The following is a 25,838-nucleotide window of genomic DNA, read 5'->3' on the forward strand; positions in this document are numbered from 1 at the left end:
TACTAATCAGGTGGGGGTAAAGGCTCTAAGATGGGGCGAGTGACTTCTTCGACGACCAAAAACTCCAGCAACAAACCGCGACTTCTGCTCATTGACGGCCACTCCATGGCCTTCCGCGCCTTCTATGCGCTGCCTGCTGAAAACTTCGCAACGTCGGGCGGCCAGCACACCAACGCGGTGTACGGATTCCTTTCGATGCTTGCGAACATTATCGCCGAGGAAAAGCCCGAGTATGTGGGCGTTGCCTTCGATGTGGGCCGCAAGACCTTCCGTACCGAGATGTTTCCCGAATACAAGGCGCAGCGGGAAGCCGCCCCAGAGGAATTCCGCGGCCAGGTCGATCTCATTCGCGAGGTGCTGGGCACTCTGGGCATTACGACACTGTCACGTGAGAACTTTGAGGCCGACGATATCGTAGCCACCCTGGCAACCCAGGCCACGGATTTTGAAACCCTCATCGTCACCGGTGACCGCGACTACCTGCAACTGGTTAACGAGGACACCACAGTCCTGTACCCGATGCGCGGCGTATCGACCCTGCACCGCTTCACCCCGGATGCAGTGGTGGAGAAGTATGGCTTGACCCCTCGGCAATATCCGGACTTCGCTGCGCTGCGTGGCGACCCCTCCGATAACTTGCCGTCGGTTCCGAAGGTAGGTGAGAAGACCGCAACCAAGTGGATTCTCGAGTACGGCTCCCTCGAGGGCCTCATCGAGCATGCCGAAGATATTAAGGGCGTGGCGGGACAGAACTTCCGCGATCGCATCGAGCAGGTGCGCATGAACCGCAAACTGACCCAGATGATCACAGACATGGATCTGGAGGTGGCCCCGGCGGATCTGCAGTTCAAGGGTGCAGCAGTGTCTGAGGTTGCGGAGCGTTTTGACGCGCTCGAGTTCGGCGGCGGGCTCCGCGAGCGTGTCCTTGATGCGATTCCAAATGACGGTGGTGAGGCACCTGCACAAACAGAAGTGCCTACGCAGGAGACGGAGATCGTCGATGCGCCGCTGAAGCAGTGGCTCAAGGGCAAAAAGGACGTCGCTGTGTTCGTACAGGGCGACGGGCGTCCGGGCCGCGGGGACGCGAGCGCAATTGCGCTTGTCGACGCCGACTTCCACGGCATGCAGCTCGAGCTCGGCGAACTCAGCGCCGAAGACGATGCAGCACTCGCCCAGTGGCTTAATTCGGATGCGCCCAAGTATTTCCACGAGGCCAAAGCGGCGTTCCATATGCTCGCTGGACGTGGCATCGAGCTGCACGGCATTGCGCACGACACTGCAATTGCTGCGTACCTGCTGCGCCCAGGGCAGCGCACCTATGAGCTGCCAGATGTTTACCAAAGGCACCTTAAGAAGACGCTCGGTCAGGCCAGCGATCAGCTGTCGCTGCTAGACGATACTTCTCTGGTGGACCAGGCCGCAGCCATCATGGAGCTGGCCGCAGAACTGACAAAGCAGCTGCAAGCCATCGATTCCTTTGAGCTCTACACCGACCTTGAGCTTCCGCTCGTGGGAATCTTGGCCCGCATGGAGGCCACCGGTATTGCCGTGGACGTGGAGATTCTGGAAACTCAGCTCGACGCCTTCATTGAGCAGGTAGCCGAGCAGGAACGTGCTGCTCGTGAGCTGGCTGGCGACGACTCGCTGAACCTGAACTCACCTAAGCAGTTGCAGGCCGTGCTCTTCGAAACTTTCGAGATGCCAAAGACCAAGAAGACCAAGACGGGCTATTCCACGGCTGCCAAAGAGATTGAGCAGCTTGCCGTGAACCACCCGCACCCGTTCCTTGATCACCTGTTAGCACACCGTGAGTACCAGAAGATGAAGACCACCCTCGAAGGTCTCATCAAGACTGTGCAGCCAGACGGCCGAATTCACACTACCTTCAATCAAACGGTGGCATCGACAGGCCGTTTGTCTTCGACGGAACCCAACCTGCAGAACATTCCTGTGCGCACGGAGGCGGGGCGTCAGATCCGTTCTGCATTCATCGTGGGCGAGGGCTTTGAAACCTTGATGACTGCCGACTACTCACAGATCGAAATGCGCGTCATGGCTCACCTATCTGAGGACCCCGGTCTCATCGAGGCTTACCGGGCAGGGGAGGATCTGCACAACTACGTGGGGTCTAAGGTCTTCGACGTGCCCGTCGACGAGGTCACCCCAGAGCTGCGTCGCCGCGTGAAGGCCATGTCCTATGGTCTGGTCTACGGTCTGTCTGCCTTTGGTCTTTCCCAGCAGCTGGGCATTCCTGCGCGTGAAGCTAAAGAAATCATGGAAAACTACTTCGAGCGCTTCGGTGGCGTGAAGCGCTACCTAGATAACGTGGTGGAGAAGGCACGCAAGGACGGATACACAGCAACCGTGTTCGGGCGACGCCGTTACCTCCCTGAACTCAACTCGGATAATCGCCTCGCGCGTGAGAACGCCGAGCGCGCAGCGCTCAACGCCCCTATCCAGGGCACCGCAGCCGACATCATCAAGGTAGCCATGATTCGCGTCGATAATGCGCTGCGCGAACTTAAGTCCCGAGTGCTACTCCAGGTGCACGACGAACTTGTCGTCGAAGTTGCGCCGGGGGAGGCGGATGAGGTTAAGAAGATTCTTGAGCGCGAGATGGACTCCGCAATTGAACTCACCGTGCCGCTGGAGGTTTCCGCCGGCGCGGGCAAGGATTGGGACGCCGCAGCGCACTAAGGCGCGGCAATCACTGGTCAGTCACTCGACAGGACCGGCCCCGCAACTCCACGCGCGGGGCCGCGCTACGCCGCGCGCTGGCGGCGTTCGACGAGACAGTTAGCCACCATGTCGAAAGGCGTTTGACCAGTGGTCAACACGGAGAGACCAAGGATTCCGAGCACGATAGTCTCGACGTGAGGGACCCCGGTTAAGGAAATCAGGGTCAGCAGAATCCAGGCGTTGCGCAGGGCCGCGCTCCACCATCCGGGTTTGTCTGTGATGACTTCGAGCTGCAAGGACCACTTTCCAAGCGAGGTCTGGGTGCGTGCCTCGCAGATCACTCGATAAAGGTAAAAGACCACAGCGAGGGCCGCGATGTCGTAGATCGCGCCTACTCGCCCAGTTATCGGGGCGTCGAAAAGCGCATTCACGCTCCACCGCACCACGATGATGATGGCCGCGGCGAGGAAGGCATCAATCCACCAAGCCACAACACGGCGCAGCGTGATACCGAGGCGTTCCTTAACCAAAATCTGCATGCAGTAGAGCCTACTCAACGGGTGTCTGCGCTAGACAATGGCGATCATTGTCTGACCCATACTGTGATCATTGTCTGACACAGACAAAAATGATTGTTCCCGGGAAAATCTCGCCACGCTCCCTTGACCACTGGCCCCAAGTCAGGTCAAGGTCCTCCGGCCACTCGGGCTCGAGGATGTCTTCAATCAGGAATCCGCCGCGGGTTTGTAGCGCGCGCAGCCAGTCGCCTACGGTGCGGTGGAACTCAGCGTAGGTGAGGTTTCCCTCCGCGTCGCTCTCGATATAGGCGCGGTCGAAATACGGCAACTCTGCGGTGAGGTTCGCGGGATCGTCGGGGAAAATCCATCGCATCGGGTGGTTGGTGGAGAACACGAATCTCCCACCGGGCTTAAGTACGCGATGCACCTCCGCCAAGGCTTGGTCGATGTTGGCAATGAAAGGAAGGGCGCCAAAGGCTGAGAACACCACGTCGAATGAATCGTTGGTGTAGGGAAGCGCCAACACATCAGCCTGCACAAGCGGCAAGCCCCTAGGTGCGTGTGCCAGCATCCCGCGCGAAATATCGAAGCCCGTGGCAAACCGCGCGCGTCCTTGCAACCACGCAGTACACGGCGCAGAGCCGCACCCGAGTTCCAAAACTGTGGAAGTAGAGACGTCGCCAAGCAACTGCGCCTGCTCCTCGTGTAGCATCTCGGGACACCAGTAAAACGAGGACAAATATTCCTCGTGTTCCGCATGATAATTGTGGGCGTCGCTGTCCCAGAATTGACGATTCGCGTGCGACGGGGAGAAGCGTGGCGCGGGGGACTGTGAATCAGCAGACACTGAAGGGCTCCTTGAATACGCGTGCGGCGTGTATATTTGCCGTTTTAGCTGCGCGGATGTAGTGTTGTACGGGCGTGTCTATGCCGTGGGTTGTCTAAGGCTTCCGTAGGAGGGCTTTATACATCGTCACGGCGGGATCGGAATCCATCCTAAACCATCGCCATTTGGCCTGTTTAGAGATGCTTTTCGAGAGACCCGTAACTGTCCAATTACGATCTCCTACATCACTTCGGAGCATTTCTACATATGCCAACTTCTAACACCCCTCAGGTTGCGATCAACGACATCGGAACCGCTGAGGACTTCCTCGCTGCTGTTGACGCAACCATCAAGTACTTCAACGATGGTGACATCGTCGAGGGCACCGTGGTCAAGGTTGACCACGACGAGGTCCTGCTCGACATCGGATACAAGACCGAAGGCGTCATCCCGTCCCGCGAGCTGTCCATCAAGCACGACGTCGACCCGGATGAGGTCGTCGAGGTCGGCGATCAGATCGACGCACTTGTTCTCACCAAGGAGGACAAGGAAGGCCGTCTGATCCTGTCCAAGAAGCGCGCACAGTACGAGCGCGCTTGGGGCGCAGTCGAGGAGCTGCACGCCAAGGAAGAGCCAGTTACCGGTACCGTTATCGAGGTCGTCAAGGGCGGCCTGATTCTGGACATCGGCCTGCGTGGCTTCCTGCCTGCTTCCCTCGTCGAGATGCGTCGCGTCCGCGACCTGGAGCCATACATCGGCCAGGAGCTGGAAGCAAAGATCATCGAGCTCGACAAGCAGCGTAACAACGTTGTTCTGTCCCGCCGTGCATTCCTCGAGCAGACCCAGTCTGAGGTTCGCTCCGAGTTCCTGCACCAGCTGCAGAAGGGCCAGGTCCGCAAGGGCGTTGTTTCCTCCATCGTCAACTTCGGCGCATTCGTTGATCTCGGCGGTGTCGACGGCCTGGTTCACGTTTCCGAGCTGTCTTGGAAGCACATCGACCACCCGTCCGAGGTTGTCACCGTTGGCGACGAAGTCACCGTTGAGGTTCTCGACGTTGATCTCGACCGCGAGCGCGTTTCCCTCTCCCTGAAGGCTACCCAGGAAGATCCGTGGCGCGTATTCGCCCGCACCCACGCTGTGGGCCAGATCGTCCCGGGCAAGGTCACCAAGCTCGTTCCGTTCGGCGCATTCGTTCGTGTCGAGGAGGGCATCGAGGGCCTGGTTCACATCTCCGAGCTGGCTCAGCGCCACGTCGAGGTTCCAGACCAGGTTGTCACCGTTGGTCAGGAAGTCATGGTCAAGGTCATCGACATCGATCTCGAGCGTCGTCGTATCTCCCTGTCTGTTAAACAGGCAGACGAGGACTACACCGAAGAGTTCGATCCGTCCAAGTACGGCATGGCTGACTCCTACGACGAGCAGGGCAACTACGTCTTCCCAGAGGGCTTCGACCCAGAGACCAACGAGTGGCTCGAGGGCTTCGACGAGCAGCGTCAGGCTTGGGAGGCACGCTACGCCGAGTCCGAGCGTCGCTTCAACCTGCACACCGCTCAGATCGAGCGCAACCGTGCCGCAGCCGCTGAGGCTGCAGAGGCTAACGAGTCCTCCAACTACTCCTCCGAGTCCAACGATGCAGCTCCGGCATCCGAGGCACCGGCTGAGGTTGGCGGCTCCTTGGCTTCCGACGAGCAGCTCGCTGCTCTGCGCGACAAGCTCGCTGGCAACTAAGTCTTAACTTTCAAGGTTTAAACAGCGCCTAGCTGAATGTAGGCCGCATCCTTCGTTCTTCTTTGAACGCAGGATGCGGCCTTTTCGCGTAATCTGAACCTTTATGAAACTCATCGGACTCACTGGCGGCATCGGAAGCGGAAAGTCCACCGTTGCGCGTTTGCTCAAGGAACAGGGCTGGACTGTGGTCGACGCGGACCAGATCGCGCGGGACATCGTTGAGCCAGGCGAGCCGGCACTGACAGAGCTTGCTGAGGCTTTTGGCGCTGACATTATCCGCGAGGACGGAAGCTTGAACCGTGGTCTTCTGGCCACGCGCGCGTTTGGCGACGCCGCGTCGACGCAGCGCCTCAACGACATTACGCACCCACGAATCGAGGCTGAGACTCAGCGGCGGTTCGACGCTGCCCGCAGCGCTGGCGAGGAATTTGTGGTGTATGACATGCCATTGCTCGTGGACAAAGGTCTCTACACTGGGATGGATTACACCATCGTGGTCGACGTGGATGTGGCCACGCGTGTGCAGCGCCTCGTGGAGTTTCGCGGTCTTGATGAGACCGATGCGCGGCGCCGGATCGCAGCGCAGATTTCGGATGACGGACGGCTGGCAGTCGCTGACTTTGTCATTGATAACAACGGTGCCCTTGAGGAACTTCCTGGGCAAGTTGAACGCGTGGTTCATGAAATCGCCGCTAAGAAATAGATTGCTGCAGGCTTTTCTTAAGACAACTAATTTTCATTACTGATGTAGATAAAATTTACGCAGTTCTCTTTTTGTGTTCATTTTGGTTTCTTAGTGTCTGCTCCTATGGGGACGTGGGACGTAGGGCCATTTGATAATCATGCCGCTTGTGAGTTGCTTGCGGAGCTTCGTGATGGCACCTTCGATTTCGAGCATTTCAAGAGATCCTGCGCTGATAGTCCCCTTGACGTAGATGAAGCTGAAAAGGTTATTGCGCTGGGAGCGCTAGTGAATACTCCGCAGGACCGGCTGCCCAACGGCGTGTCAGCTAAGGAATTGAAGTCGATTTGTACTCCGCAGTCGCGAGCGTGGTTGCGAAAGAAGATTAATTCGACCTTGGAGCCTGAAAGCTCGCCTGTTTATGCGCTGTGGGAAACAACAGGGGAGTTGGAAATCTGGGTGCAGTCGGTCCGTGCTTCTTTGCCCTAGGCGGACGAACACGATAAAGCGCGTTTAGCCGCGCAATGATTGCCAAGAAATAGCGCTAGACTGGCCGTCATGGCTTTTGCAGCAGAACACCCCATTTTGCCCGTCTCTGAACACCGTCCCGTTGGAGAGGTGGAGCGGCGATCCGCAGAATTCAAGGTGGAGTCAGAGTTTCAGCCCTCGGGCGACCAGCCGGCTGCCATCGCTGAGCTCGACGAGCGTCTCAGTAGAGGCGAGCGCGATGTTGTGCTCATGGGTGCAACCGGTACAGGCAAATCAGCTACAGCAGCGTGGCTCATTGAAAAGCAACAGCGTCCCACCCTCGTCATGGCCCCAAACAAGACCTTGGCAGCGCAATTGGCTAACGAGCTGCGCCAGCTGCTCCCACACAATGCGGTGGAGTACTTCGTCTCTTACTACGACTACTACCAGCCAGAGGCTTATATCGCGCAGACGGATACCTACATTGAGAAGGATTCCTCCATTAATGAGGACGTCGAACGCCTGCGCCACTCCGCGACCTCCGCACTGCTTTCTCGCCGCGACGTTGTTGTTGTTTCCTCCGTGTCTTGTATCTACGGTCTGGGCACGCCGCAATCCTATTTAGACCGTTCGGTGATAATCGAGGAAGGCGAGGAAATCGACCGCGACCGCTTCCTGCGCCTGCTTGTGGATATTCAATATGAGCGCAACGATGTGGGCTTTACTCGTGGTACTTTCCGCGTGAAGGGCGATACGGTCGACATCATCCCGGCCTACGAGGAACGTGCGGTACGCATTGAGTTCTTTGGTGATGATGTTGACGAGCTCTATTACATCCATCCGCTGACGGGCGACGTCCTCGAGCGCGTCGACGAGGTGCGAATCTTTCCAGCTACGCACTATGTGGCTGGTCCAGAACGCATGGCAAAGGCAGTGGAAGATATCAAGGCGGAACTTGCCGAGCGGCTCGCCGACCTAGAAAACCGCGGCAAGTTACTAGAGGCGCAGCGTCTGCGCATGCGTACCGAGTACGACCTAGAGATGATTGAGCAGGTTGGCTTCTGTTCCGGCATTGAGAACTACTCCCGCCACATTGACGGGCGCCCGGCAGGTTCCGCACCAGCTACGCTGCTGGACTACTTCCCAGAGGACTTCCTGACCATCATTGACGAGTCTCACGTAACCGTTCCGCAGATTGGCGGCATGTTCGAAGGCGACATGTCCCGCAAGCGCAACCTTGTGGAATTCGGGTTCCGCCTGCCGTCAGCTACGGACAACCGTCCGCTAACCTTCGACGAATTCGAAGAACGCGTTGGCCAGACCGTCTACATGTCCGCAACCCCAGGCAACTTCGAGCTCACGGCCTCCCAAGGCGAGTACGTGGAGCAGGTTATTCGCCCAACCGGACTTATTGATCCGAAAGTCACAGTCAAGCCGACCAAGGGCCAAATCGATGATCTCATCGATGAGATTCGGCAACGCACGGCAAAGCAAGAGCGTGTGCTCGTCACCACGCTTACCAAGCGCATGGCCGAGGACCTCACGGATTACCTGTTGGAGCACGGCGTTAAGGTGCGCTATCTCCACTCAGACATCGATACCTTGCAGCGCGTGGAGCTGTTGCGCCAGCTGCGCTTGGGCGAGTACGACGTCCTCGTGGGCATCAACCTGCTGCGTGAGGGACTTGACCTTCCCGAGGTTTCCTTGGTGGCCATCCTTGATGCCGATAAGGAGGGCTTTCTGCGCTCGACGACGTCACTTATCCAGACCATTGGCCGTGCAGCGCGAAATGTCTCAGGCGAGGTCATTATGTACGCGGACAAGATAACTGACTCGATGCAGGAAGCCATTGAGGAAACCGAGCGACGCCGCGCGAAGCAAATTGCCTATAACGAGGAACACAGAATTGACCCGCAGCCGTTGCGCAAGAAGATCGCGGACATTCTGGACCAGGTCTACGAATCCGATGGGGAAGAGGCCGCCGCAAGTGACCCAGCCGCGCTGATGGATAAGCCTGATGTCTCCACAATGGCAGTCGATGAGGTGCAGAAGTTGATCGACGACCTCACAGCCCAGATGGGCGCTGCGGCTCGTGAACTCAAATTTGAGCTGGCGGGCCGGCTACGTGATGAGATTGCGGATCTCAAAAAAGAACTGCGCGGTCTCAAGGAAGCGGGAATCTAAAAGAGCTTAAAAGTGAAGCGTGGGCGACACGGTCGCAAAATTGTGAGAAAAACAGCACGTTGATTAATGCGTCAAAATTGACACGTCGAGTAACGAGTCAGTCACAAAATTGTTAGACTAGCGATTGCGCCTTTAAAGCATAAGCAATTTGCATATTCTGCATCATCACTTGGGGCTAAGGCCCCTAAAGAAAGGTCATCATGAGCGATTACAACAAGATCGTGGTTGGCACCGACGGATCCAAGTCCTCTCTCCTCGCAGTGGAGCGCGCCGCCAAGATCGCCGCAGCATTCGATGCAACTCTAATCATCGGTTGTGCTTACTACGAGAACCAGGAGCAGGCTTCCAAGACCTTGCGCCAGGATTCCGTGACCATTCTGGGTGACGAGAAGGCAGAGGCTAACCTGCAGGCGGGCAAGGAGCACGCCGAGAAGTTCGGTGTTGCTAAGGTTGAGACCGCCGTTCGCCCTGGCACCCCAGTTCAGGCACTGATGTCCATCGTCAACGACAACAACGCTGACCTGCTCATCGTCGGTAACCGCGGCATCAACTCGCTGACCGGCCGTCTGCTGGGTTCCGTTCCGGCCGATGTTGCTCGCCAGTCCGATTGCGACGTAATGATCGTCCACACCGTGAACTAAGAACGTTTGCCGCCCAAGCGGCAGCAGATAAGGCCTAGGACTCCTCACTGAGGAACCCTAGGCCTTTATTTTTGCTTTTAATCCGCTGTGCTCGCCGGCCTATGCACCGGGACCGGACACAGTGTTGGTGTCTTAGCTGTCGGAGCCGTACACCTCACTGTTGATTTCGGGCTCGATTACGCGCATCTTGGCAGCCAAGGTTTGGCCATTTTCGCCCTGAATTAGGGGAATCGAAAAAGAGCCTTCCTCATTCGCGTCCGCGAGTGGTGCTAAAGAACCGTGGGAGAGCAGTTGCTCTTGCGGGGAGAGGTTGCGTATTGCTACCGCCGCTACCCGGTCCGGGTGCTCGTTGGCGGCGTCGCCATAGGTGAGCGGGTCATGCTGCCCGTCGTCACCAATAAGCAGCCACTTCATCCATGGGAAAGCGATGAAGAGGTTACGTAGCTGCACGCGTTTGTGCTCCTGACCGTTGCGGAAGAGACCGGTAGGAGTTGGTCCCCAGTCCGTCAATAGCAATGGCCCCTTAGGGAAGCCGTTATTTTCCATGAAGGTGACCAAGGTATCGTAGGTATTCCATGCACCCGTGGACAAGTAAATGAACGGCATGTCGGGGTGCTTGGCACGCAGCTCTTGGTAGAACCCAGCCATGCCCTCTACAGGTTGACGGGTGTTGGTTCGCTTGACCCAGGAATTCCAAGCTGCCGTCATAGCGCGTGGAAGCCACGTCACCATAACAGTGTCATCGATGTCGCTGACCACGCCCAGAGGCGAGTCTTCCGAGACAATGAGTACCTCAGCGGTGATTGGCTCTGCGCCTGCAGCATCAATAGTGACTTCGTGCCAGCCGGCCTCAAGGCCATGCTCATGAACCAAAATGTCCACGTAGCCGTTGTAGTTAGTGTGCCCGGTTACAGTCTTTCCGTTTACGGTCACTGAAACATCGAGGTTGGCCACCTGGATAGTAAAGAACTGCCGGTAGCCTCGCTGTGCCCAAGTCTCATTTTCTGTGGACTCAGGGTCATGCATGAGAACACGGCCCAAGACGTGAACAAACTCGGTGTTGCCATATCCGGCATAACCCGAAAGCTTGGGTACCCATCCTTTGCGGGTGGAACGTCGCAAAGCTGCCGAGTTGGAAGCGCGTTCAATTTTACGTGCGATGTCAGATAAAGCCATGCCCACCAGACTAGTGGAAGATTTCCTGCCACCGTCCGGCCAACGTCAAGGATTGCGTGGCGCGAGTTACCGCAACATACAGATTTTGCAAGCCTTGTGGAGAGGCCGCAACGATGTCGTCAGGATCCACTACGACCACATGGTCGAACTCAAGTCCTTTAATGTCCTCGACGTTTTCCCGCGTGATAACAGCATTCAGCCGGCCATCTTTGTCTGTGAAAGTGCCGGGTACGTAGTCTCGTGTCTCTGTCGCAAATTCGACGGGCACACCATCTCGAACCGCCACAGCGGGTGTCGATTGGGGGTTAATAAGCTCCAATAACGAATTGGCCAAATCTGCAATTGGCTGGGGAGTGCGGTAGTTGACGGTCAATTGATGATGCCGGAAACGCTTCGCTACAAAAGGTTCTAAGGCTTCAGCCCAGTCATCAACTCCAGCAGGAGCGCCAGTCTGCGCGGTGTCACCCACAAGCGTCATCCATCGGGAAGGGCTGCGACGGAATAGCATCCGCCACTCCATGGGGCTGAGTTCTTGCGCTTCGTCAACGATGATGTGTCCGTAAGCCCAGGTGTAATCCTCCTGCGCACGTTCGGCCGTGGTGCGGTTGTCGCTTACTTCCTGGCGGCGCGCGAGGGTCTCTGCGTCGATGACGTCGTGTGCGGACAAGATCTCCGCATCGAACATGTCGTCATCGTTGTCGGTCGAGTCAGAGGAAGTCAGAATATCGAGCGCATCCTCCGCATCGGCAACCTGTTCACGCCAGGCTTTGTCCGCGGCTGCCTTCTCCTCCTCTGGGTTTGGCATACCGATGAGGAGCGCTAGTTCGTCTAGCAAGGCCGCATCCGATGCAGTCCACGCATCACCTTGCGCGCGGTACAGGGCTTCACGGGTCTCAGAATCATAGTCGCTGGCGGCAGCGTCAATTTGCTCCTGGGAGGACAAGAGGTCAGCCAGAACTGTGCGCGGGTCAAGGGTGGGCCAAAACTGTTCGATGAGTTGCTGCACCTGCGGCTCATCCGCCAGATCGTCATGCAGCTGATCGACGTCGGCGCGGGACAGGAGATTCTTACCGCCCAACGGGTCCGCACCAATTCTTTGTGCCATCTGTTGTGCGAGGGACTCGATGAGATGCTCAGAAAATGCTGCTCGCGCATCGTTGTGCGATTTGCGGGAGCGGCGGGCACGAGTGCGTGCCGCCTTGACCATTGCAGCATCGATATCCAATTCCAAGTGCTCTGCGGTAATGCACTGGGTGTCAGTGGGGAGGGTCTGGTAGTTCTTCACCGCGGCGGACAGGATATCCACCATTGCTTCAGAACCCTTGATCTCGCGCCCGAGTAGTGGCTCTTGATGGGTTGGCGTGATGCCTGGGAACAGGTCACCCACGGTGGAAAGAACCACGCCGGTCTCGCCGAGTTCCGGAAGAACGCGGGAGATGTAGTCCAAGAAGGTGGAGTTCGGGCCGACGATGAGCACGCCAGTGGCAGCCAGTTGTTCGCGATGGGTGTAGAGCAGATACGCCACTCTATGGAGCGCCACTGCGGTCTTTCCTGTGCCGGGTCCGCCCTCAACTACGAGGACGCCGCGGGTATTGTCGCGGATGATCTCATCTTGTTCGCGCTGGATGGTCTCCACGATGGATTCCATGTGACCCGTACGTGCTCGCTGGAGTGCTTGGTAGAGCGCGGATTCACTGGCAACGCCTGCGCTTTCCGACGCCGCGCCTGTACCTGAGAGGACCTCATCGTTGATGTCCGTAACGAGGCGGCCTTTGGTACGAATGTGTCGGCGGACGGTGACGCCTTCTGGCTGCGCTGTGGTCGCAAGGTAGAAGGGGCGGGCCATTGGTGCACGCCAGTCGAGGAGGAGCGTCCGGTAGTCGTCCTCACGAGCATCCAGGCCCATCCTGCCGATATACCTGCGGTCGAGGCCTTCTTCGGTGGGATTGTCGCCGGGGGCGTCGATGTCTATGCGCCCAAAGACTAAGCCGAGCTGAGCCAGATTGAGGCGGTCCAACTTCGCTTGCAGGCCGTGGTACTCCGTTTCACGGCGGATGAGCGCGTCTGCGTCTGGAGTATGCGGGTCGACGTCTTTCTGGACCTCGTTTAGCTTCTCATTGGCCAAGGCAACTTCTCGGTCGAGCCGGGAGAAGAGATTATCGACGTATTCTTGTTCCGCGTTAATTTCGCGTGCGGTCTCATTCGTCACTGGTCCCTGCGGCGACTTGGCGTTAGACAACTCTGGTGAAGACACTCTGCTCCCAAAATTTCGATGCATGTGGACCGTGCGGACACGGTTAGAAAAACAACAACGGCCCAGCATACCTTGCTGGGCCGCTGAGGGTTAAAGGCTTAGTTCAGGCGGTCGCCGAACTTCTTGATGGCCTTGTCGATCTTCTTGGAAGCTTCAGCCTGAAGCTTCTCGGCGCGCTTGGTTGCCTTCTTAACTGCGCGCTTGTTGGACTTGGTGTCTACCTTGGCTAGAGCATCGTCAGCCCGGGACTGTGCCTTCGTAGCAGCCTTGACAGCGCTCTTGCGTGCCAGCTTGGCGTTGTCCTGAGCTGCAGACAGCCAGTCATCCTTGTTGTCATCGATGAAGTTACGAGCCTGCTCGGCGCTGTCCTCGATGAAAGAGCGAGCAGTGTCTACGAGACCCTTGCCGGTCGCTTGCCAGTCATCCTTGTCGTCATCGACGTATTCCTTGGCGCCCTCGAACCAGTCGGTGGCCTTGGAGGAGAAGTCATCCGCGCGGTCAGAGATGTTGTCAGCGAACTTCTGCTGCTCGGACTTGGTGGGCAGAGCCTGCTGAATCTTCTTGTTGGTGCGCTCCGCAGTCTTGGATGCGCGCCAGCGCAGGGAAGGCTTACCCTCGGTGTCCTGGGTCGCGATAAAGAGCGCGCCTAGCAGAGCGGTGTTGGTGAGGAAACCGTTGCGGCGGTCGTTCTTCTCCTCGGTGGTCTCAGCCTCCCAGAAAGTGTTACGGCCAAGCAGATTAGGCAGCGTAGACAATGCGAGAACTGCGGCGGAGGTACGCGGTGCCTTGCCCAGCGCAAGCGTGGAACCGGCGCCGACCTTGAGGCCGCCGATTGCGCGCGCTGCGAGCTCAGGGTCATTGGGAATGTAACCGGCGTACTGGGCCGGAACGACCTTACGCAGACGGTTGAGCACGGACTCCGTTTCCGCTACGTGGTCGGAAGCGTTACGGAGAGTATCGACACCGTCCCATACGAAAACCGAAGCCAGCATCGGGCGGGCAAACTTACGAATCATTACGTGCTCCATTCATTGAGTAAATTAATGTGCGTTAAACCAGTGTACGGAAAAATGCCGGCCCGCGGGGCGAGTCGAGCGCCCCTACTCGCCCCCGAGAGGGGAAGAATTTGGTGTCTACCAGCGGCGTTCCCACCACTCGTCGAGTTTCGGCCGTTCCTCACCAAGAGTTGTAGATTTGCCGTGGCCTGGTCGGACAATCGCTGAATCCGGATAGACGTCGAAGATGCGCTCGCTGACGTCCTTGTACAGCCTGACGAAGTCTCCCTCTGAGGTGGTCTTTCCTACGCCACCTGGGAAGAGTGAATCGCCGACAAACAAGTTCGTCGTGCCATCGATATCCACGGCAATCGCGGCCCCGCCTGGGGTGTGGCCACGCAGGATGATTGCAGGAAACTCGCGGCCGGCGAATGGAACCGTGTCCCCCTGGTGCAGATCGACGTCGACCGGTGCGGGCAATGCAGGGGAGTCCAGGAAGGAAGCATAGTGGGTGGCCCCGGTGGCCTCGATGATGTCTTTTGTTGCCCGCACGTGGTCCCAGTGGCGGTGGGTCGTCAGCAACGCGGTGATCTTCACGCCCTTGTCTGCAGCTAGTTGGAGGATTGCCGGCGCATCATCCGCGGCATCGACAAGCAGTGCTTCATCGCCGCAACAAATCAGGTAGCAGTTGTTGTCCATGTCGGAGACGGAAATACTGTGAAGGGAAAGCGTGTTATTCATGTGTCCAACCCTACGGGTAGATTCTTAGAGAGACATTTTCTACTGGCCTCGCTGACCCCACAGCGCGGGCCGATAAGAGGAGGCGCACATAGTGGCTGATCGTTTGGTCGTACGTGGAGCTCGCGAGCACAACCTCAAAGGCGTCGATATCGACCTGCCGCGTGACAAAATGGTGGTTTTCACTGGCTTGTCGGGTTCTGGCAAGTCATCGCTGGCCTTTGACACCATTTTCGCGGAGGGCCAGCGGCGCTACGTGGAGTCGTTGAGCTCTTATGCTCGCATGTTCTTGGGCCAGATGGACAAGCCGGACGTGGACTTTATCGATGGACTTTCGCCGGCGGTGTCCATCGACCAGAAATCGACGAACCACAACCCCCGTTCGACTGTGGGCACCATCACGGAGATCTACGATTATCTGCGTTTGCTGTTTTCGCGTGCTGGCACCCCGCATTGCCCGGAATGCGATGCAGTGATCGAGCGGCAGACGCCGCAGCAGATTGTGGATGCTGTTCTTGAGCTGGAAGAAAAGCTGAAGTTCCAGGTTCTCGCGCCGGTGGTGCGCAAACGCAAGGGTGAGTTCGTTGATCTCTTCGCGGATCTCGCATCGCAGGGTTACTCCCGCGTGCGCGTCGACGGCGAGGTTTACCAGCTTACCGAGCCGCCAACGCTGAAAAAGCAGATCAAGCACGACATCGACGTCGTTGTTGACCGCCTCCAGGTCAAAGCTTCCCAGAAGCAACGTTTGACTGACTCTGTGGAGACCGCTTTGCGCCTGGCTGACGGTTTGGTGACACTCGACTTCATCGATAACCCGGAGTTCACTCACACCTACTCCGAAAAAGCCGCTTGTCCGAATGGCCACGCGCTGACCATCGAGGAATACGAGCCGCGCGCGTTCTCCTTCAACGCACCCTTTGGTTCTTGCCCGGTCTGTGATGGTCTCGGTACTCGTCTCGAAGTTGATGTGGACCTGCTCATTCCAGATCCAGACGCTCCCGCGGTCGACGCCATTCAGCCGTGGCACTCGAGTCCGAACTCGCGCTACTTCGTCAAGCTCGTCGAGGGCCTGGCTAAGACCATGGGCTTCGACCCGAAGACCCCGGTTTCCGAGCTGACCAAGGAACAGCGTGACGCCCTCATCTACGGCACGGACATTGAGGTCAATGTTCGCTACAAGAATCGTTACGGCCGCCAGCGCAATTGGAATGCGCCTTTCGAGGGCGCCATTGGCTTCTTGGAGCGCAAGCTGGAGCAAGCAGACTCCGACTCCCAGAAGGATCGCCTGCTTCAGTACACGCGCCGCGTGGCGTGCAACGCGTGTAAAGGCACTCGTCTGCGCCCGGAGATCCTCGCCGTACGCCTTGAGTCCACTGCTCACGGTGAGAAGTCCATCGCGGGTTTGTCCGCGTTGTCCATTGAAAGCGCTGCAGAATTCCTGGATTCACTAGTCTTGGGTCACCGCGAGGAAATTATTGCCGGTGCTGTGCTCAAGGAGATCCAAGCCCGCCTGCGTTTTTTGCTCGACGTGGGCTTGAACTACCTGACCTTGGACCGCGGCGCTTCGACGTTGTCGGGTGGCGAGGCGCAGCGTATTCGCTTGGCTACTCAGATTGGTTCGGGCTTGGCGGGCGTCCTGTACGTCCTCGACGAGCCGTCGATCGGCCTGCACCAGCGCGATAACCAGCGCCTCATCACTACGTTGAAGCGTCTGCGCGATATCGGCAACACCCTCATCGTTGTCGAGCACGACGAAGATACGATCCGCGAAGCGGACTGGCTTGTCGACGTCGGGCCTCGCGCCGGCGAGTATGGCGGCGAGGTGGTCTATCAAGGTGAGCCAGAGGGAATCCTCGAAGTTGAGGAGTCGCTGACGGGTCAATACTTGGCCGGTAATCGCGTCTTGGCCGTGCCGGATTCGCGCCGCGAGATCGATAAGGACCGAACCCTCAAGGTTGTCGGCGCGCGTGAGAACAACCTCAAGGGCATCGACGTCGAGATTCCACTGGGCGTCCTGGTGTGTATCACCGGTGTTTCAGGCTCCGGTAAGTCGACGGTGGTCAACCAGATTCTGGCGAAGACTCTGGCCAATAAGCTCAACCGCGCTCGCCAGGTTCCGGGACGCGCCAAGCGAGTAGAGGGCGTCGAGCACTTGGACAAGCTCGTGCAGGTGGACCAAAGCCCAATTGGCCGTACCCCACGTTCTAATCCCGCGACCTACACTGGTGTCTTCGACAAGATCCGCAACCTCTTCGCCGAGACACAAGAGGCGAAGGTTCGCGGCTATAAACCTGGCCGTTTCTCTTTCAACGTCAAGGGCGGTCGCTGTGAGGCGTGCCAAGGTGACGGCACCTTGAAGATCGAGATGAACTTCCTGCCGGACGTTTATGTCCCGTGTGAGGTTTGCCAGGGCGCTCGCTACAACCGTGAGACGCTTGAGGTTCTCTACAAGGGCAAGAACATCGCTGAGGTTCTTGACATGCCGATCTCCGAGGCAGCGGAGTTCTTTGAGCCGATTACCTCGATCCATCGTTACCTCGCCACGCTTGTCGACGTCGGACTGGGCTATGTTCGCTTGGGCCAAGCGGCAACCACGCTTTCTGGTGGTGAGGCTCAGCGCGTGAAGCTGGCATCTGAGCTGCAGAAGCGAACCAATGGTCGTACCGTGTACATCCTCGATGAGCCGACGACTGGACTGCACTTCGAGGACATTCGAAAGCTGATGCTCGTCATCCAGGGGCTCGTTGATAAGGGCAACTCGGTGCTCATCATTGAACACAACCTCGATGTAATCAAGGCAGCTGACTGGATTGTCGACATGGGCCCGGAAGGAGGCGATGGTGGAGGAACCGTTGTTGCGCAAGGTACTCCCGAGGATGTTGCAAAGGTGAAAGGCTCTTATACCGGCCAGTACCTCAAGGAGCTGTTGTAAGAGGCGGCTGCGCCCTAGACAAGGCTAGAATCTTTCGATTGAAGCACGTGAGATCCTTCCAGCTGATTACATCAGCGCTGGTTATCTTCGGATTAGCAGGAGCAGTGGGCGGTTGTGACAATGTCCAAACGGCTCCTGAGGGGGACGCTCAGGGTCAAGCCTTGCAATCTGTGGAGGCTTTAGCTGGTGTGCTTAAAGATCGGAGCGCTGAGGAAGATTCGCTGCGTCTAGCTGGAGAACTGGATCGCGTGATTCGCCGTGTGGAAAAGCGCTACGGTGTCGAAGCAGGTGTTGCTATTGATGCTCAGTCTGGATCCGTCCAGCGTGGTCTGAAGGGCGAGGAGCCGACCTGGTCCACAATCAAAGTGCCGATTGCGATTGCAGCGGCGGAGGTCGGCGCGGATGAGCAGATGATAGATCTGGCAATCGAACAATCTGACAATGACGCCGCATATGCGTTGTGGACCCAGGTGCAATGGGAAACCGGTGACGCGAATGGCGCGGTTTCAGACCTGCTCGATGAATACGACGCACCAGCCAAAGTAGAGGACTCGTTTGGCTACTCCACATGGACGCTGAAAAATCAGGCTGCATTTGGGGCTTCACTTCCGTGCGTAGCTCATGCCCGCCATGTAAATGATGCGATGGACAACCTCATCGTCTACCACGACAACGGGCTCTCCGCACTGCCCGATACGCGTGCAAAGGGCGGATGGGGTCTGTCTGAGATTGATGGCATGTATACCCACCGGCAGTTCGGTGTGCGCAGCACCAAAGGTGCCGACCCGCAGAGCGTAGGGTTAGCAATCGAAGTCGTGATGCCGGGGGATGATTTCAGCAATGCTGAGTCGGCTCTCAATGCGCTAGCGAAGGGCGTCGACAAGCTTGTGGAGCAAGCCATCGAAGATGGGGCCATAAAACCCTATGCAGCGTGCAGGCGGATCTAAGCAAGTTGTGGATGCAGTCAAAAAGTGTGGGCGCGTTGCGATTTGGATATTGTATGAGCCGGTGTTAAGGTAATCAGCACTACCGCCCGTAGGGCCTTCTCCAGGAGGTCTCGGGGCACAAGCGGAGTTTCTCCCACCTGAAGCCGCGAAGTTCTTTAACTTCGAAGGATAAAGGTAAAAGGGTTGAGGTTAATACCTTAACGTTTTTATGAGAGCTCCCGGCTGCTTCTGGCAGACCGGGATTTCGTTTGTGGTCTCGGTAGGCACATCACTAACCCCCTAATCGAGGAGAACCACAATCAGCGCTGAAGCTCGCATTAATGAGCGCATCCGAGTACCCGAGGTCCGTCTTGTTGGCCCCGGTGGTGAACAGGTGGGCATTGTCCGTACTGATGATGCTCGCAAGCTTGCATACGAAGCAGATCTTGACTTGGTCGAGGTGGCACCTAATGCAAAGCCGCCAGTAGCCAAGATCATGGACCACGGCAAATTTAAGTATGAGCAGGCTCAGAAGGCTCGCGAAGCCCGTAAGAACCAACAGCAGACTGTGGTTAAGGAACAGAAGTTCCGTCCGAAGATCGATGATCACGATTATGAAACCAAGAAGGGCAATGTGGTGCGCTTCCTGGAGAAGGGTTCCAAGGTCAAGGTAACCATCATGTTCCGTGGCCGCGAGCAGTCGCGTCCGGAACTTGGTTTCCGCCTGCTGGAGCGCCTCGCCGAGGATGTCGCCGAGTACGGCATCGTCGAGTCTCGCCCCAAGCAGGATGGTCGCAACATGACCATGGTTTTTGGACCCGTCCGCAAGGGCAAGAAGTAGACCAAGCTCCACTTAGGATTTAAGGACTTAATTCTCATGAAGCAGAAGACCCACAAGGGCACCGCCAAGCGCATCAAGGTGACCGGTTCCGGCAAGCTGCGCCGTGAGCAGGCTGGCCGCCGCCACCTGCTGGAGGGCAAGCCATCCAAGCAGACCCGTCGTCTCAAGGGCACCAAGGACGTTGCACCTTCCGACGTCAAGCGCGTCAAGCGCCTGCTCGGCCGCTCCTAATTAGCGCCGAATCAACCCACTTACTAAACCCACAAAAGATTAAGGAAGTATTACTGTGGCACGAGTAAAGCGCTCAGTTAACGCCAAGAAGAAGCGCCGCGCGATTCTGAAGTCCGCTAAGGGCTACCGCGGCCAGCGCTCCCGCCTCTACCGTAAGGCCAAGGAGCAGTGGCTGCACTCCATGACTTACGCTTATCGCGACCGTCGTGCTCGTAAGTCTGAGTTCCGCAAGCTGTGGATCCAGCGCATCAACGCTGCTGCCCGTATGAACGACATCACCTACAACCGTCTCATCCACGGCCTGCGCTTGGCTGAGATCGAGGTTGACCGCAAGATCCTCGCTGAGCTTGCTGTAAACGACTTCGAGGCATTCTCCGCACTGTGCGAGGCTGCAAAGGCTGCACTGCCAGAGGACGTCAACGCTCCGAAGGCCGCCTAAGAACCGATACTTAAGGTTCTTTATCGAGCTTTATGCTCGTCAATCCCTCCACCTGATTCCATGCGAACAGGTGGAGGGATTCGCCGTTCTATGGTGACTGTGCGGAAAATGTCGCTGCGATTTTCTTAAACCGGCAGATAATCAAATCCCCATTGGCTGGGGATGATTCCCCAATTGATTCTTTCTTTTATGTGCCGAGTGATTTGTCGTGTTACCTTGACTGTGGTGTTCGGCGCAGGGGCGCTGAACTTTTTCTTAAATCTTGTCCATTTTCAGGAGCACTTTTATGACCTACCCAAACAATGGTTTTCAGCAAGGCAATGCTGGTGACCAGCCGGTAAACCCATTTGGCCAGCCACAGGGTAACAATGTTCCAGCGCAGTTCCAGGGCGGACAACCGCAATATGGCCAGGGCTATTCTGCGCCGCAGCAATTTAGCCAACCGCAATACGGGCAGGCCTACCCAATGCAACAGCAGTATGCCGTTGTAGCTGAGCAGAAGTCCTGGGTTGCCGCATGGCTGCTCGCCTTTTTCTTCGGCTACCTCGGCGCGCACAACTTCTACCTGGGGAACACCGGGCGCGCCCTCGGTCAGTTGTTGGGCTTCATCTTCGGTTGCATCACCGTGTTTGTGCTCATTGGCTTCTTTGTAGTTGGTTTCATCTCATTGTGGGCATTCGTTGAGTTCATCATGATTCTGGCCGGCGCCGGCGGATTCGACCGAGATGCGCAAGGCGTTCCGCTGCGTAAGTAGTCTTAAATAGTCTGTCGACCTTCACCCTCCATCTTTCGGGCAATGCGAGATGGAGGGTTTGTGCATTGAAAGCCTTGTCCGGGTGAAGGGGCTCAAGGTGATTGGCCTTGCAGGGGAGGGGGAGGTTCTAAGCGCCAAACCTGGCTAGTAAGGTGGTGGCCATGAACCTCGACTTTGAGAGTGCCTTTACAGAGCGCACGCCGCGCATCGTCAATGCCGCCAAATTGCACCGTGCTGCGGCCCGCAAAAAGGCGAATCAATTCATCATTGAGGGCGAAAACGCAGTCGACGCCGCAGTATCTACCGGCGCGGCCACGGACGTATTCGTGACCGAGAAGGCTGCGGAACGCTTCCAAGACATCGTCACTGCGTGTGGTTATATGGATGTCTACGTCCACCCAATCACCGACAAAGCCGCACGCCATCTCTCCGATACCGCAACCACAACCGGTCTTTTCGCACTCTGCAAGCCTGTTCTTTGGTCGGCCGGAAAGATTCTCAACGGCAAGCCAAATCTAGTATCTGTTCCAGTCCTTACCTCGGAGCCTGGCAATGCTGGAACGCTCATCCGTACTTCGGACGCTATGGGCGCCGACGGCGTCATCTTTGCAGGCGAGACAGTCGATCCTCTGGGCTGCAAAGTGGCGCGTGCCTCGGCTGGGTCACTGTTTCATATTCCCGTAGCGCGCGATCCGAACATCAAGGATGTGCTTGGGCAGCTGCGGAAGTCAGGCATGCAGATTCTGGCGACTGCCGCTGATGGGGAAGTAGATCTTGCCGAGGCCGATCTCAGCCAACCCACCGCCTGGTTGTTCGGTAACGAAGCCCATGGACTAGGGGAGTTGCAAGAAGAAGCGGACATGCGCGTGCGCATTCCGATCCTCGGCCGCGCGGAGTCGCTCAACCTTGCCACGGCAGCCTCAATTTGTTTGTATGAATCTGCCAAAGCGTTGAATCGCTCCTAAAAATTGTTTGGCATGTCACAATCCGAACGGAAAAGTGGTGGCTAACGAACGGGAGCGTTTGGCTTATGGCTATTCCTTTCCAACTTGTGTCGGTGCCCGCTGCGTAGAGGGCTAGTGAACTGCGCTAAGATAACGGGCGTTAGTTTTTCTCGCTAGAAGAAGGTACTTAAGGCACGTGTCCGATACACCTCAGATCGAATTGACCGAAGCCGCCCTGGGCGCGGCTGCCGACGACGCAATCACCGCGTTCGAAGCAGCTACCACGCTCGATGAGCTGACGGTGGCTCGCCGTGAGCACCTCGGTGAGCAGGGCTATATCCCACAAGCTCGCACGATGCTCGGCAGCCTGCCTAAGGATCAGCGCAAGGACGCTGGCCGTAACGTCAACATGGCGCGCGGTCGCGTCGAGAAGCGCTACGCGGAGATTCAGGCTGTTCTTGAGGCGGAGGCTCGTGCGGCTCAGCTCGCTGCCGAGACCGTCGACGTCACCATCCCCACCACCCGCGCCCAGACCGGTGCTCTTCACCCAATTACGGCATTGTCCGAGCGCATCGCCGACATCTTCGTCGGCATGGGCTGGGAAATCGCCGATGGTCCTGAGGTCGAGGCGGAGTACTTCAACTTTGATGCGTTGAACTTCAAGCCGGATCACCCAGCACGTACCCTGCAAGACACCTTCCATGTCTCGACTGAAGGCTCAAAGCAGGTGTTGCGTACCCACACTTCTCCTGTACAGGTACGCACCATGCTGGACCGCGATGTGCCGCTCTACATTGCTTGCCCAGGTCGTGTGTTCCGTACCGACGAACTCGACGCTACGCACACCCCGGTATTCCACCAGGTTGAGGGACTCGCAGTGGACAAGGGCCTGACTATGGCTCATCTACGCGGCACCTTGGACCACTTGGCCAAGGTCCTGTTCGGCCCTGAGACCAAGACCCGCATGCGCACCAACTACTTCCCGTTCACCGAGCCTTCTGCCGAGGTCGATGTCTGGTTCCCAAACAAGAAGGGCGGCGCAGGCTGGATCGAGTGGGGCGGCTGCGGCATGGTCAACCCGAACGTCCTCCGCGCAGTGGGCGTTGACCCAGAGGAGTACACCGGCTTTGCATTCGGCATGGGCCTCGAGCGCACCTTGCAGTTCCGCAATGGCCTTACCGACATGCGAGACATGGTCGAGGGCGACGTTCGCTTCACCCTGTCATTCGGCGTACAGGCATAAGAAGAACCCAGAAAGGACAGGAAGAAAACAATGCTTATTTCCCAGAGCTGGGTCACCGGACTGCTTGGCGCTAAGAACCCCGGTTGGAAAGTAACCCCAGAGGAACTGGACTCCGGATACGTGCGCGTCGGTTTCGAGACCGAAGGCTACGAGAATCTCCCAGAGACCACCGGCCCGCTGGTCATCGGCAAGGTGGAGGAAGTCGAGGAGCTCACCCAATTTAAGAAGCCCATTCGTTACTGCCAGGTCAACGTCGGTGACGCAAACGGCACCGGTGAGCTGCAGGGTATCATCTGCGGCGCTCGCAACTTCCGTCTCGGCGATCACGTCGTCGTGGCGCTGCCGGGTGCCGAGTTGCCGGGTGGATTCAAGATTGCTGCCCGCGAGACCTACGATCACATCTCCAACGGCATGCTGTGCTCCGCCGCGGAGCTCGGGTTCGCTGAGAAGTCCGATGGCATCATCACCTTCGGAGAGGAGTACGGTCAGTACATCGGCCAGGATGCCCGCAAGCTCATCGCCTTGGCTGACACCGTATTCGACGTCAACATCACCCCGGACCGTGGCTACGCGCTCTCGGCACGTGGCCTGACTCGCGAGATTGCTTCGGCTTTCGACCTCGAATTTGCTGACGTTGCGCAGGACCCGTCCGTTGCAGGCATCGATGTTTCTGGTGTTCCGGCACCGGAGGGGGCCCTCATCAACATTGACCTGCGTGAGGAGACCAAGGCCCAGCGCTTTGGTTTGCGCAAGGTCTCCGGAATCGACCCGAATGCCCGCACTCCATTCTGGATGGAACGCGAGCTCATGCTGTCCGGCCAGCGTGCCGTCAACCCGGCTACCGACGTCACCAACTACGTGATGCTGCTGCTGGGCGCTCCTATGCACGCGTTCGACGCCAACCTCGTTAAGGGTGACTTGGTAGTGCGCAATGCGGAAGAGGGCGAGAAGTTCGAGACCTTGGACCATGTCCAGCGCACCCTTTCCGCCGGCGACGTCCTCATCTGCGATGACAATGGCATTCAGTCCATGGCTGGTGTCATGGGTGGTACCTCCACTGAAATCATGGACGAGACCACTGATGTGTACTTCGAGTCCGCTATTTGGGACCCAATTACGGTTGCGCGTACCTCTCGCCGCCACAAGCTTTCCTCGGAGGCCTCCCGCCGCTTCGAGCGCGGCGTAGACCCGGCCATCGTTGAGGTCGCGCTCGACGTTGCTTGCGCTTTGCTCGTCGAGATTGCTGGCGGTACCATCGAGTCCGGCCGTACCCTTGTGGGCGACGTCGCCAAGCCGCAGCAGATCACCATGCGGGCCAGCAAGCCAAGCGAATACGCGGGCGTGGAGTATTCCCGCGAGACTATCGTGCAACGTCTGCGCGAGGTGGGCTGCACCGTGGAAGAGCAGGGGGAGAACCTGCTGGTCACCCCAGCTACCTGGCGTACCGACATCACCATGGATGTCGACCTGATTGAGGAAGTCCTGCGTCTCGAGGGCCTCGAGGACATTCCGACGATTCTTCCGACCCCAGTCGGCGGTCGCGGACTCACCCCGGCTCAGAAGCGTCGCCGCGCCATCGGTCATGGCTTGGCCTATGCCGGTTACGCCGAGGTTCTGCCTTCTCCGTTCATCGCCAACGACACGTTTGACGTATGGGGATTGGACGCGGACGACGACCGCCGCCGCACTGTTTCCGTGCAGAACCCGCTGGAGTCTGACAAGGCCATCTTGAGCACGACCCTGCTGCCGAACATGCTAGAAGCCATCGGTCGTAACGTCGCACGTGGCCGTGCAGATCTGGCACTGTTTGGTCTGCAGCAGGTCTCCTTCAAGCGCGCGGATTCTTCGCCGATGCCGTCCGTTGAGCAGCGTCCAGCAGACGATGTGGTCAAGGAACTGCGCGAATCCCTCCCAGAGCAGCCGCTCCATGTCGCGACCGTAGCTACCGGCAACATCGAGCATGAAGGCCCGTGGGGCGAGGGTCGTGCCTTTACCTACGCCGATGCTATTGAGTCTGCTCGTCAGGTTGCTCGTGCGGCTGGCGTCGAGATCGAGCTGGAGGCTGCCGAGCAGCTGCCTTGGCACCCGGGCCGTTGCGCTGCGGTGAAGGCAGTCGTCGACGGTGAGTCCATCATCGTTGGCTACGCCGGCGAGCTGCACCCACAGGTTCTCGAGGCGCTGAACCTTCCTGCACGCACGTGTGCAATGGAAATCGATGTCACCGCGCTGCCGACCGACGAGCTTTTCCCAGCACCGGTCTTGTCTGCGTTCCCGGCACTGCACCAGGACATCGCGTTCATCGTCGATGAGTCCACGCCTGCTGAAGAGGTGCGCAAGGTCGTCGAATCGGGCGCCGGCGAGCTTCTCGAGGCAGTAGAGCTTTTCGACGTCTTCCGTGGTGAGCAGCTTGGCGAGGATAAGAAGTCTTTGGCGTTCAAGCTCATCTTCCGGGCAGATGACCGCACTCTTACTGACGAGGAAGCTAACGAGCACCGCCTCGCAGCGGCCGAACTGGTCAAGCAACGCCTCGGCGCGGAGATGCGCGCTTAGGGGGCCTGGAACCCCAGCCGCTGAAGTTGCAGTAGAGCTAAGCCTTTCCCTCTAAGTGAGTTACTGAGGGAAAGGCTTTCTTAATGCGC

21 protein-coding genes are annotated in these 25,838 nt (G+C 57.9%); 15 read left to right on the plus strand and 6 right to left on the minus strand.

The window, feature by feature from the left end:
- Window positions 1–30 precede the first annotated feature (30 nt).
- A complete protein-coding gene (polA, locus tag CHU71_RS06335; protein WP_147760501.1) occupies window positions 31–2,697 on the plus strand; it encodes a DNA polymerase I in 2,667 nt (888 codons plus the stop codon).
- Between the two features lie 65 nt (window positions 2,698–2,762).
- On the opposite strand, the gene CHU71_RS06340 is transcribed toward polA, so the two are convergent.
- The gene (locus CHU71_RS06340; RefSeq protein WP_046646834.1) at window positions 2,763–3,218 is read right to left on the minus strand and encodes an RDD family protein; all 456 of its coding nucleotides are present in this window, start codon (window positions 3,216–3,218) and stop codon (window positions 2,763–2,765) included.
- Window positions 3,219–3,285: 67 nt separating this feature from the next.
- Window positions 3,286–3,909 (minus strand): class I SAM-dependent methyltransferase, encoded by a 624-nt coding sequence (locus tag CHU71_RS06345; protein ID WP_255456404.1) that lies wholly within the window; start codon window positions 3,907–3,909, stop codon window positions 3,286–3,288.
- Between the two features lie 381 nt (window positions 3,910–4,290).
- Between CHU71_RS06345 and rpsA the strand changes: the two genes are divergently transcribed.
- From rpsA to CHU71_RS06370, 5 genes are all read left to right on the plus strand, one after another.
- Entirely contained in the window at window positions 4,291–5,751 is a 1,461-nt protein-coding gene (gene rpsA / locus CHU71_RS06350; RefSeq protein WP_049063996.1) for a 30S ribosomal protein S1, read from the plus strand.
- Window positions 5,752–5,854: 103 nt separating this feature from the next.
- Window positions 5,855–6,454 carry a dephospho-CoA kinase gene (gene coaE / locus CHU71_RS06355; RefSeq protein ID WP_147760503.1) on the plus strand — a complete coding sequence of 200 codons (600 nt, stop codon included), beginning with the start codon at window positions 5,855–5,857 and terminating at the stop codon, window positions 6,452–6,454.
- A 105-nt stretch (window positions 6,455–6,559) separates the two neighbouring features.
- Window positions 6,560–6,922 (plus strand): DUF4259 domain-containing protein, encoded by a 363-nt coding sequence (locus CHU71_RS06360; protein ID WP_005529317.1) that lies wholly within the window; start codon window positions 6,560–6,562, stop codon window positions 6,920–6,922.
- A gap of 69 nt (window positions 6,923–6,991) precedes the next feature.
- Window positions 6,992–9,085: an excinuclease ABC subunit UvrB gene (gene uvrB / locus CHU71_RS06365; RefSeq protein ID WP_147760504.1), complete on the plus strand. Its 2,094-nt coding sequence runs from the start codon at window positions 6,992–6,994 to the stop codon at window positions 9,083–9,085.
- A 200-nt stretch (window positions 9,086–9,285) separates the two neighbouring features.
- Complete coding sequence (locus tag CHU71_RS06370) at window positions 9,286–9,726, plus strand: universal stress protein (RefSeq protein ID WP_005529320.1); 441 nt, start codon at window positions 9,286–9,288, stop codon at window positions 9,724–9,726.
- 132 nt (window positions 9,727–9,858) lie between these two features.
- Here the strand turns inward: CHU71_RS06370 and CHU71_RS06375 are convergent, their stop codons facing one another.
- The 4 genes from CHU71_RS06375 to CHU71_RS06390 form a co-directional block, all read right to left on the minus strand.
- A complete protein-coding gene (locus tag CHU71_RS06375) occupies window positions 9,859–10,902 on the minus strand; it encodes an App1 family protein (protein ID WP_147760505.1) in 1,044 nt (347 codons plus the stop codon).
- A 10-nt stretch (window positions 10,903–10,912) separates the two neighbouring features.
- The gene (locus tag CHU71_RS06380; RefSeq protein WP_370450496.1) at window positions 10,913–13,180 is read right to left on the minus strand and encodes a UvrD-helicase domain-containing protein; all 2,268 of its coding nucleotides are present in this window, start codon (window positions 13,178–13,180) and stop codon (window positions 10,913–10,915) included.
- Window positions 13,181–13,254: 74 nt separating this feature from the next.
- Window positions 13,255–14,172, minus strand: coding sequence for a DoxX family protein (locus CHU71_RS06385; RefSeq protein ID WP_187272032.1), 918 nt, complete (start codon window positions 14,170–14,172; stop codon window positions 13,255–13,257).
- Between the two features lie 117 nt (window positions 14,173–14,289).
- Complete coding sequence (locus tag CHU71_RS06390; RefSeq protein ID WP_046646841.1) at window positions 14,290–14,892, minus strand: MBL fold metallo-hydrolase; 603 nt, start codon at window positions 14,890–14,892, stop codon at window positions 14,290–14,292.
- Between the two features lie 91 nt (window positions 14,893–14,983).
- Between CHU71_RS06390 and uvrA the strand changes: the two genes are divergently transcribed.
- The 9 genes from uvrA to pheT all read left to right on the plus strand — a co-directional run bounded on the left by uvrA (window position 14,984) and on the right by pheT (window position 25,749).
- On the plus strand, window positions 14,984–17,821 hold the full coding sequence (gene uvrA, locus CHU71_RS06395; RefSeq protein WP_147760507.1) for an excinuclease ABC subunit UvrA: 2,838 nt from the start codon (window positions 14,984–14,986) through the stop codon (window positions 17,819–17,821).
- Window positions 17,822–17,868: 47 nt separating this feature from the next.
- The gene (locus CHU71_RS06400) at window positions 17,869–18,768 is read left to right on the plus strand and encodes an S-adenosylmethionine synthetase (RefSeq protein WP_236593837.1); all 900 of its coding nucleotides are present in this window, start codon (window positions 17,869–17,871) and stop codon (window positions 18,766–18,768) included.
- Between the two features lie 298 nt (window positions 18,769–19,066).
- A complete protein-coding gene (gene infC, locus CHU71_RS06405; RefSeq protein WP_080974097.1) occupies window positions 19,067–19,588 on the plus strand; it encodes a translation initiation factor IF-3 in 522 nt (173 codons plus the stop codon).
- Window positions 19,589–19,624: 36 nt separating this feature from the next.
- Window positions 19,625–19,819: a 50S ribosomal protein L35 gene (rpmI, locus tag CHU71_RS06410; protein WP_046646844.1), complete on the plus strand. Its 195-nt coding sequence runs from the start codon at window positions 19,625–19,627 to the stop codon at window positions 19,817–19,819.
- Window positions 19,820–19,874: 55 nt separating this feature from the next.
- Complete coding sequence (rplT, locus tag CHU71_RS06415) at window positions 19,875–20,258, plus strand: 50S ribosomal protein L20 (RefSeq protein WP_005323264.1); 384 nt, start codon at window positions 19,875–19,877, stop codon at window positions 20,256–20,258.
- Between the two features lie 286 nt (window positions 20,259–20,544).
- Window positions 20,545–21,012, plus strand: a complete 468-nt coding sequence (locus CHU71_RS06420; RefSeq protein ID WP_049147606.1) for a TM2 domain-containing protein — start codon at window positions 20,545–20,547, stop codon at window positions 21,010–21,012.
- 161 nt (window positions 21,013–21,173) lie between these two features.
- Window positions 21,174–21,977, plus strand: coding sequence for an RNA methyltransferase (locus CHU71_RS06425; protein WP_005529332.1), 804 nt, complete (start codon window positions 21,174–21,176; stop codon window positions 21,975–21,977).
- Between the two features lie 175 nt (window positions 21,978–22,152).
- Complete coding sequence (pheS, locus tag CHU71_RS06430; protein WP_147760508.1) at window positions 22,153–23,199, plus strand: phenylalanine--tRNA ligase subunit alpha; 1,047 nt, start codon at window positions 22,153–22,155, stop codon at window positions 23,197–23,199.
- Between the two features lie 30 nt (window positions 23,200–23,229).
- Complete coding sequence (gene pheT / locus CHU71_RS06435) at window positions 23,230–25,749, plus strand: phenylalanine--tRNA ligase subunit beta (RefSeq protein WP_147760509.1); 2,520 nt, start codon at window positions 23,230–23,232, stop codon at window positions 25,747–25,749.
- Window positions 25,750–25,838: the final 89 nt, after the last annotated feature.

The organism is Corynebacterium sp. LK14, from assembly GCF_008042215.1.
Lineage (GTDB): Bacteria > Actinomycetota > Actinomycetes > Mycobacteriales > Mycobacteriaceae > Corynebacterium > Corynebacterium striatum.